Source organism: Streptomyces lushanensis (assembly GCF_001700515.1).
Taxonomy (GTDB): domain Bacteria; phylum Actinomycetota; class Actinomycetes; order Streptomycetales; family Streptomycetaceae; genus Streptomyces; species Streptomyces lushanensis.
The window spans coordinates 1-8874 of the sequence record NZ_MAUD01000464.1 but is presented as its reverse complement, the minus strand read 5'-3'; the positions used below and the strand labels follow the sequence as shown (position 1 = coordinate 8874).

Below are 8874 nucleotides of genomic sequence, written 5' to 3'. Positions count from 1 at the left end.
GCCGCCGCGGGAGGCCGGGTGCCGGGCGGTCCGGGACCGGGTGGGAACGGGCCGGCGCTGTGGCAGGTGATGATCGTGGCACTGCTGGTCGCGGCCTTCGCGGTCGGCGGCCTGCTGCTCTCCCAGACCGCCTACCACGGCGGCCTGGGCGCCCCGCTCGCGGTGCTGACCTTGGCGAATCCGGTCGGTGCGGCGGTCATAGGGCTGACACTTCTGGGCGAACGCCTCCAGGGCGGCGCGGTGGGCGTCGCCGCGGCGCTCGTCGGCGCGGTGGTCGCGGCGCGCGGGGTCGTGCTGCTGACGCATACGCCGGCGGCACGGCTGCTGGTGGAGTCACCGACAAGTCCGGAGCGGGAGCGGGAGCCGGTGCCCGGTCCCGCCGCGCGGCCCGAGGCCGCCGACGGACGACCCGCTGCCGGGCCACCGGCGGTTCCGGACGCTCCGGCGGCTCCGTACGGACTGACGGTGGCTCCGGACGCGTCGGCGGCACCGGACGCTCCGGAGGCTGCCGACGTTCCGTCGGACGCGGGCGGCCGGACCGCCTCCGGCGAAGAGACCGCTCCCGTCAGGCCCGCGCCGGACGGTGCACTCACCCGGTCGGCCGAGACCGCGGTCACTTTCCGGACCGTGCCGGCTCCGCTGATGTTCTTGCCGGGCGGGTTCGCCGTTCCCCACCCTCGTGGGCCCGCCGACGGCGAGACTCCCGGCCCCGAACCACGCACCCGTCGCCGCCGGCGAAGACGCTGCCGGACGTAGGCCCTGTCAGGGCCGTGAAGCTGTGCTGTGGGGCGGCTTAAGAAATCCTCGATGGACGGTACGGCCGGTGATCGGCAGATTGGTGTCCGACCACCGAACAGTGATCATCGACGACCGGGTCGGGTCGCCCGTCGCCGACGACGGTCACTGGTCACCGAACAGCACCGTCACGCCGGGAGCCGCCGTCCATGAAGGCACTTGTGAAGCAGAAGGCCGAGCCGGGGCTCTGGCTCATGGATGTGCCGGAACCGGAGGCCGGGCCCGGCGACGTACTGATCAAGGTGCTCCGTACCGGCATCTGCGGCACCGATCTGCACATCCGGTCCTGGGACGGCTGGGCCAGACAGGCCGTCACCACACCCAGGGTCCTCGGCCACGAGTTCGTCGGAGAGGTCGCCGCCGTCGGTACGGACGTGCGGGACATCACCGTGGGCGACCTTGTCAGCGGCGAGGGCCATCTCGTCTGCGGCAAGTGCCGCAACTGTCTCGCCGGCCGCAGACATCTGTGCCGCAGCACCGTCGGACTCGGTGTCGGCCGCGACGGCGCGTTCGCCGAGTATGTCGTCCTCCCCGCCGCCAACGTCTGGGTGCACCGCGCCGAGGTGCCTCTCGATGTCGCCGCGATCTTCGATCCCTTCGGCAACGCGGTGCACACCGCGCTCTCCTTCCCGCTCGTCGGCGAGGACGTACTGATCACCGGCGCGGGCCCGATCGGCATCATGGCGGCGGCCGTCGCCCGGCACGCGGGCGCGCGCAATGTCGTGATCACCGACGTCAGCCCGCACCGCCTCGCCCTGGCCCGCAAGGCCGGTGCCACACTCGCCCTCGACGTCTCCGCTCCGGGCAGCGGAATCGCGGACGCGCAGCGGCAGCTGGGTCTCAAGGAGGGCTTCGACATCGGTCTGGAGATGTCCGGCCGCGCGGAGGCCCTGCGCGACATGATCGACAACATGACGCACGGCGGCCGGATCGCCATGCTGGGCCTGCCCGCGCAGGAGTTCGCCGTCGACTGGGCGAAGATCGTCACATCGATGATCACGATCAAGGGCATCTACGGCCGCGAGATGTTCGAGACCTGGTACGCGATGACGGTCCTCCTCGAAGGCGGGCTCGATCTGACCCCGGTCATCACGGGCAGCTACCGCTACCAGGACTTCGACGCCGCGTTCGACGAGGCGTCGACCGCGCGCAGCGGCAAGATCATCCTCGACTGGACCACCTGACCGCCGACCACCTGACCGCCGTTCCCGCGCCGGTTTCACCCGGGCCGCCCACCGCCGCGCGGGCGGCGGCCCCGAGGTACCAGGGGCCGAGCACGGTCGAGTGCCGGCATCGACACGAGGTGCCCCGAGGCGAACCGGGCCCCGAAAAGAAAGGCAGTGCTGTTTATGTACGCGTCCGTACGGGACGAACTGTCCGCCACCCTCGGTGAGATCCGCGACGCCGGTCTCTTCAAGCCCGAGCGCGTGATCTCCACCCCGCAGAGCGCCTCGGTCGCCGTCACCGCGGGCGGTGACGGTGAGGTCCTCAACTTCTGCGCCAACAACTACCTGGGCCTCGCCGACCATCCCGAGGTCGTCGCCGCCGCCAAGGACGCGCTGGACCGATGGGGGTACGGCATGGCCTCCGTACGCTTCATCTGCGGTACGCAGGAGATCCACAAGGAGCTGGAGCAGCGCCTCTCCGCGTTCCTCGGCCAGGAGGACACGATCCTCTACTCCTCCTGTTTCGACGCCAACGGCGGAGTCTTCGAGACCCTGCTCGGCGCGGAGGACGCGGTCATCTCCGACGCCCTCAACCACGCCAGCATCATCGACGGCATCCGGCTCTCCAAGGCCCGGCGCCTCCGCTACGCCAACCGTGACCTCGGCGAGCTGGAGACCAGGCTCAAGGAGTCGCAGGACGCGCGTCGGCGGCTGATCGTCACGGACGGCGTGTTCTCGATGGACGGGTATGTCGCGCCGCTCGCCGAGATCTGTGATCTGGCCGACCGGTACGACGCGATGGTCATGGTTGACGACTCGCACGCCGTCGGCTTCGTCGGCCCCGGCGGTCGCGGCACCCCGGAACTGCACGGTGTGATGGACCGCGTGGACATCCTCACCGGCACGCTGGGCAAGGCCCTGGGCGGCGCCTCCGGCGGCTATGTCGCGGCGCGCGCCGAGATCGTCGCCCTGCTGCGCCAGCGCTCCCGCCCGTATCTCTTCTCCAACTCCCTCGCCCCGGTCATCGCCGCCGCGTCCGTCAAGGTCCTCGACCTGCTGGAGAGCGCGGGCGAACTGCGGGACCGGCTGAACGCCAACACCGCGCTCTTCCGTACCAGGATGACCGAGGCGGGCTTCGAGATCCTGCCCGGCGACCACGCCATCGCCCCGGTCATGATCGGCGACGCGGCGGAGGCGGCCCGGATGGCGGAGCTGCTGCTGGAGCGCGGCGTCTATGTGATCGGTTTCTCGTATCCGGTCGTACCGATGGACCGGGCGCGGATCAGGGTCCAGCTCTCGGCGGCGCACTCCACGGCGGACGTGGAGCGCGCGGTGGCGGCGTTCATCGACGCGCGGGAGGCGATGCGCGGGGCGAGCTGACGAGGCACGCGCGGTACGGCGGTGCCGGGCCCCTCGGGTCCGGCACCGCCGTACCGGACCCGGCCGGCAGGTGCCCGGGGCCGTTCCACCTGGCAGGATGGCCCGGTGATTGATGCACGGCGGCTGCGCATACTGCGGGCCGTGGCGGACCACCGTACGGTCACCGCCGCGGCTGCCGCGCTGTATCTGACCCCCTCCGCCGTCTCCCAGCAGCTCGCCGTGCTGGAGCAGGAGACAGGTCACGCGCTGCTGACCCGCAGCGGCAGGGGCGTACGGCTGACGGCGGCCGGTGAGATTCTCCTCGGTCATGCGCACGCCGTGCTCGCGCAGCTCGAACGGGCCGAGGCGGAGCTCGCGGCGTACGCGGGCGGCTCGGCCGGCGAGGTGACGGTCGTCGCGTTCGCCACCGGTATCGCGGAGGTGCTGGCCCCCGCGCTCCAGCTGCTGGCCGGACCGTATCCGGACATCCGGGTGCGTGTGCGGGACGCCGAGGGCGACGAGAGCCTGCCCATGGTGCTGGACGGACAGGCGGATCTGGCGGTCGCGGTCGAGTACCGCGGGGCGCCGCGCGAGGACGATCTGCGGCTCTCCCGGGTGCCGCTGTACGCCGAGCCGTTCGACGCGGTCCTGCCCGCCGCGCACCCGCTCGCCCTGAGCGCCGAGGTCTCGCTCGCCTCGCTCGCCGACAGCGAGTGGATCGGTCCCTACCCCGGCAACCCCTGCCACGACGTGATACAGCTCGCCTGCGAACTGGCCGGCTTCGAGCCGCGCCTCGCCCACTCCTCGGACGACTTCCGCGCGGTCGTCGCGCTCGCCGGAGCGGGCGCAGGCGTCGCGCTCGTGCCGCGGTCGGCGCTGCGCGGGATGGAGCTGAAGGGCACCGTCGTACGTCCCGTGTCCGGCCCGGCCGCGACCCGCAGAGTCTTCGCCGCCGTACGCCGGGGCGCGGAGGACCATCCGCTGATCCGCCCGGTCCTGGACGCCCTGGCCCAGGCGGCGGCGGCCCTGCCCCCCGGCTGACCGGCCTGTGCCGGCCGCCTGTGCCGGCCGGCGGACACGTATCGGCCCCGGCGCGCCCGCCCCGCACACCGTCCGGCGCGCCCGCCGCCCGGCTCGGCGGGCATAGGCGCGCGCTCCTACGACAGCAGGCTCGGCGCAGCTCGGTCCAGCACCGATCCCACCCGCTCCCAGGTCTCCATGTCCCGCTCCACCGGAGGCAGTTCCTCGCCCTCACCGGTCTGCCAGGACGCCGCGATCGCCACTGCGTCCCCGTCCGTCGCCGCGCCCGCGGCCAACGCCGCCGCTCCCAGGGCGACCAGCTCGCCGCTGGCCGGGACGATCAACTGGCGGCCGGAGAGCCTCCGTACCGTCTCCACCCACATACGGCCCTGCGCGCCGCCGCCGACCAGCCGCAGCGGCCGGGCCGCGACCTCCGGATCGGCCGGGTCGAGACCGCAGGCACGCAGCACTTCGTCCAGCGCGCGCAGGACGGTCACGATCGCACCCTCGTAGGCGGCGCCCAGCAGTTGCTGCGGGGTGGTGTCATGGCGCAGTCCGGTCAGCAGACCCGAGGCGGCCGGCAGATCGGGGGTCCGCTCGCCGTCCAGATACGGCAGCAGGACGGCCTCGCCGCCCGGCACCGCGTCCTCCCGGTCCAGCCGGAGCAGCGCCGCCACCTTGTCCACCGCGAGTGTGCAGTTGAGTGTGCAGGCCAGCGGCAGATACGTGCCGTCCGCCGCGGCGAATCCCGCGAGCGCGGGAGTGCCGGGGCGGGTACGGGTGGCGGCGAACACCGTGCCGGAGGTGCCGAGGCTCAGCACCGGATGGTCCAGCAGCCCGCCGCCTCCGAAGCCCAGACCGATGGCCGCGCTCATGTTGTCGCCGGTGCCCGCCGCGACGGCGATGCCCGCGGGCAGCCCGAGCTCCGCCGCGGACCCGGCGGTGAGTGAGCCGACCCGGGCGGCGCCGGTCGCGGCGACGGTGGGCAGCAGCTCGGCGTCGAGACCGAGCAGGGCCAGCAGCTCCGGGTCGTACTCACCCGTGGCCGTCGAATACCAGCAGGTGCCCGAGGCGTCGCCGGGATCGGTGGCGGCGACACCCGAGAGGCGCTCGGTGAGGAAGTCGTGCGGAAGCCGGACGGCCGCCGTGGCGCCCGCGATGGCCGGGTCGTGCTCGCGCAGCCACTGCCACTTCGAGGCCGTCATCGACGCGACCGGTACGGAACCGGTCCGGGCCGTCCAGGCGGCGGGCCCGCCGAGCGCCTCCGTGAGCGCGGCGGCCTGCGGGGCCGAGCGGGTGTCGTTCCACAGGAGCGCCGGGCGCAGCGGGCGGCCCGTACGGTCCAGCACGACCAGTCCGTGCTGCTGCCCGGCCACGGCGATCCCGACGACGGCCGAGGCGTCGACGCCGGACTCCTTGAGGCCGGCGGCCACCGCCTCGCGCAGCGCGTTCCACCACACCTCGGGGTCGGTCTCGCGCGCGCCGCCCTCGCCGGTCACCCGGTGCGGCGCGCGTCCCACGGCGAGCAGCCGGCCGGTGGCCGCGTCCGTGAAGGCGGCCTTGGTCGATTGGGTGGAACTGTCCACGCCGACGACGACCGGGCCGACCACCGGGCTCTGCGACATGGACATACCTCTTCCCTTGCTGGAGTTCGCTGGCCGACGCACTTTTGGACGTGGGAGAAACAAATTACGCGATGGCGCGGCCCACCGGAACGGGGGTGGCGGATCCTCGCCGGTGTACGACCGTACGCGTCCGTATCCGCCGGGTGCGCGTGGGGTGCGCGGCGATGAGTGGTGATGAGCGGCCCCCCGGGGGTTTTGCGCATCCGTGCCGACGTGCATTATTAGTCATGTCAGGAAACAAAAAGGTCGGCACGTGCCGGACCTGAGGTATCGAAGGCGGCCAGAGAATGACGGAACGCTTCACTCCCACCCCGGCGGACAAGTTCAGCTTCGGTCTGTGGACCGTGGGCTGGCAGGGCAGGGATCCGTTCGGGGACGCGACCCGCAGGGCGCTGGATCCCGTCGAGTCCGTACAGCGGCTGGCCGAGCTGGGCGCGTACGGCGTGACCTTCCACGACGACGACCTCATACCCTTCGGTTCGTCGGACGCGGAGCGCGAGGCGCACATCAAGCGCTTCCGGCAGGCGCTGGACTCGACGGGTCTGGTGGTGCCGATGGTCACCACCAACCTCTTCACGCACCCGGTCTTCAAGGACGGCGCGTTCACCGCGAACGACCGGGACGTGCGCCGCTTCGCGCTGCGCAAGACGCTCCGCAACATCGACCTGGCGGCCGAGCTGGGCGCCAAGACCTTTGTGGCCTGGGGCGGCCGGGAGGGCGCGGAGTCGGGCGCGGCGAAGGACGTACGGCTCGCCCTGGAGCGGATGAAGGAGGCCTTCGACCTGTTCGGCGCGTATGTCACCGAGCAGGGATACGACCTCCGGTTCGCCATCGAGCCCAAGCCGAACGAGCCGCGCGGCGACATCCTGCTGCCCACGGTCGGCCACGCCCTGGCGTTCATCGAGCGTCTGGAGCGGCCCGAGCTGTACGGCGTGAACCCGGAGGTCGGCCACGAGCAGATGGCCGGGCTGAACTTCCCGCACTCCATCGCCCAGGCCCTGTGGTCGGGCAAGCTCTTCCACATCGACCTCAACGGTCAGAACGGCATCAAGTACGACCAGGACCTGCGCTTCGGCGCGGGGGATCTGCGTGCGGCCTTCTGGCTGGTCGATCTGCTGGAGAGCGCCGGCTGGGACGGCTCGCGGCACTTCGACTTCAAGCCGCCGCGGACCGAGGACTTCAATGGCGTGTGGGCGTCGGCGGCGGGCTGCATGCGCAACTATCTGATCCTCAAGGAGCGCGCCACCGCGTTCCGGGCCGACCCGGTGGTCCAGGAGGCGCTGCGCGCCTCGCGGCTGGACGAGCTGGCGCTGCCCACGGCCGCGGACGGAGTGGCCGCGCTGCTCGCGGACCGCTCCGCGTACGAGGACTTTGACGCGGAGGCGGCGGCGACGCGCGGCATGGCCTTCGAGCAGCTCGACCAGCTCGCGATGGACCACCTGCTCGGCGTCCGCTGACCCGGACACCTACCCGGGGCGGGGCCCGGCGGCCCTGCCCCTCCTCGCACGCCGTGACCGTCGCCCGCTCCCACCGCGGGCGGCGGTCACGCGCACGCCCGTGCCCGCCCGGCGCCCGCGCGTCCACGGCCACCGCGCGCGGTGGCACGTGTTCCTACTCCGTGGTCCGCCGGACGTACGCCACCGGGTCCGCCAGGACCGCTCGTACCACCAGGGCCGCCGCGCCCCGGGCCGCGTCGCCCGCCGAGGAGGACGCGCGTAGGCGACCGCTGTCGCGGGGCCAGAGGCCCGATACCACGCGGGCCGTCAGCTCGCGGTCGGCCGACGGGGACAGCCAGGGCATCAGCTCGCGGTAGATCCCGCCCAGCACGACCGCGTCCGGGTCGAAGAGGTTCACCGAGCCCGACAGCACCCGGCCCAGCATCACTCCGGCCTGTTCGACGGCCGCCACGGCCTGCGGGTCGCCCCCGCGCGCCCGGCGCTCCAGCTCGGCGACGCCCGGCACTCCCGAGTTCTCGTCGATGCCTGCCGCGCGCAGCAGCGCGGACTGGCCCGCGTACTGCTCCAGACAGCCACGCGAGCCGCACCGGCACAGCGGTCCCTTCGCGTCGACCACCACATGGCCGATCTCTCCGGCGAACCCGTGCGCCCCGCGCAGCAGTTCGCCGTCCAGCACCAGCGCGCCCCCGACCCCGATCTCGCCGGTGAGATAGAGGAACGTGCGCAGTGGGCCGAGCCCTCCGAACCACAGCTCCGCCAGCGCCGCCAGATTGGCCTCGTTCTCCGAACTCACCGGCAGCGCGGGGACATCGGGCCGCAGCTCGGCCAGCGCCCCCGCGAACAGCTCCTCCGCCGGGACCCGGTTCCAGCCGAGATTCGGCGCCTGACGGACCGTACCTCCCGACACCAGCCCCGGCAGGGCGAGTTGGACCCCCACCGGGATCAACTCCTGTTCCGCGGCGGACTCCAGCGTACGGGCCGCGATCCGGGCGCCACGCGCCAGCACCTCGGCCGGGGGAGCGCCGCGGTTGTCGATGTGTTCGGTGAGCCGGACCCGGTCGGTGCCGGACAGATCGACCACGCACACCGACACATAGTCGATATTGATCTCGACACCGATACCCGCGGGCCCGGAGCGTGTGACCTTCAGCACGGTGCCCGGGCGCCCGGCCTGTCCGCTGAACGTCTTGCCCGACTCGGAGAGGAAGCCGCTCTCCAGCAACTGCTCCACCAACGACGACACCGCGGCCCTGGTCAGCCCCACCCGCGCCGCCACCCCGGCCCGGGTCGCCTCTCCCTCGTCCCGCACCGCCCGCAGCACAAGGCTCAGATTGTGCCGGCGCACCGTCTCTTTGTCGGCCTTGGGGCCGAGGGATGTGTGGTTGGTGTTCATCTCGCGGCCGAGCCTATGTGATGCGCGTCGCGCGAGGGACAGGGCGGTCGGGTGAGGGC

General features: G+C 72.6%; 6 protein-coding genes and 1 pseudogene. 5 read left to right on the top strand and 2 right to left on the bottom strand.

Annotation, left to right across the window (positions count from 1 at the left end; translation table 11 throughout):
• The 4 genes and pseudogenes from BFF77_RS37285 to BFF77_RS29625 all read left to right on the top strand — a co-directional run.
• Positions 1-756, top strand: a pseudogene (locus BFF77_RS37285) (hypothetical protein); the annotation flags it as partial.
• A 188-nt stretch (positions 757-944) separates the two neighbouring features.
• On the top strand, positions 945-1979 hold the full coding sequence (gene tdh / locus BFF77_RS29635; RefSeq protein WP_066956058.1) for an L-threonine 3-dehydrogenase: 1035 nt from the start codon (positions 945-947) through the stop codon (positions 1977-1979).
• Positions 1980-2144: 165 nt separating this feature from the next.
• On the top strand, positions 2145-3341 hold the full coding sequence (locus BFF77_RS29630; RefSeq protein WP_066956056.1) for a glycine C-acetyltransferase: 1197 nt from the start codon (positions 2145-2147) through the stop codon (positions 3339-3341).
• A gap of 105 nt (positions 3342-3446) precedes the next feature.
• On the top strand, positions 3447-4361 hold the full coding sequence (locus BFF77_RS29625; RefSeq protein ID WP_066956045.1) for a LysR family transcriptional regulator: 915 nt from the start codon (positions 3447-3449) through the stop codon (positions 4359-4361).
• 116 nt (positions 4362-4477) lie between these two features.
• Here the strand turns inward: BFF77_RS29625 and xylB are convergent, their stop codons facing one another.
• Complete coding sequence (gene xylB, locus BFF77_RS29620; protein ID WP_066956063.1) at positions 4478-5965, bottom strand: xylulokinase; 1488 nt, start codon at positions 5963-5965, stop codon at positions 4478-4480.
• Positions 5966-6252: 287 nt separating this feature from the next.
• Between xylB and xylA the strand changes: the two genes are divergently transcribed.
• Positions 6253-7422 carry a xylose isomerase gene (gene xylA / locus BFF77_RS29615; RefSeq protein ID WP_066956042.1) on the top strand — a complete coding sequence of 390 codons (1170 nt, stop codon included), beginning with the start codon at positions 6253-6255 and terminating at the stop codon, positions 7420-7422.
• A 154-nt stretch (positions 7423-7576) separates the two neighbouring features.
• Here the strand turns inward: xylA and BFF77_RS29610 are convergent, their stop codons facing one another.
• The gene (locus tag BFF77_RS29610; protein ID WP_066956039.1) at positions 7577-8815 is read right to left on the bottom strand and encodes an ROK family transcriptional regulator; all 1239 of its coding nucleotides are present in this window, start codon (positions 8813-8815) and stop codon (positions 7577-7579) included.
• Positions 8816-8874 lie beyond the last annotated feature (59 nt).

Excerpts from the sequence above, each read along its gene's own strand:
- tdh (WP_066956058.1), top strand. The coding sequence starts at position 945 with ATGAAGGCACTTGTGAAGCAGAAGGCCGAGCCGGGGCTCTGGCTCATG.
- BFF77_RS29630 (WP_066956056.1), top strand. The coding sequence starts at position 2,145 with ATGTACGCGTCCGTACGGGACGAACTGTCCGCCACCCTCGGTGAGATC.
- xylB (WP_066956063.1), bottom strand. The coding sequence starts at position 5,965 with ATGTCGCAGAGCCCGGTGGTCGGCCCGGTCGTCGTCGGCGTGGACAGT.
- xylA (WP_066956042.1), top strand. The coding sequence starts at position 6,253 with ATGACGGAACGCTTCACTCCCACCCCGGCGGACAAGTTCAGCTTCGGT.
- BFF77_RS29610 (WP_066956039.1), bottom strand. The coding sequence starts at position 8,815 with ATGAACACCAACCACACATCCCTCGGCCCCAAGGCCGACAAAGAGACG.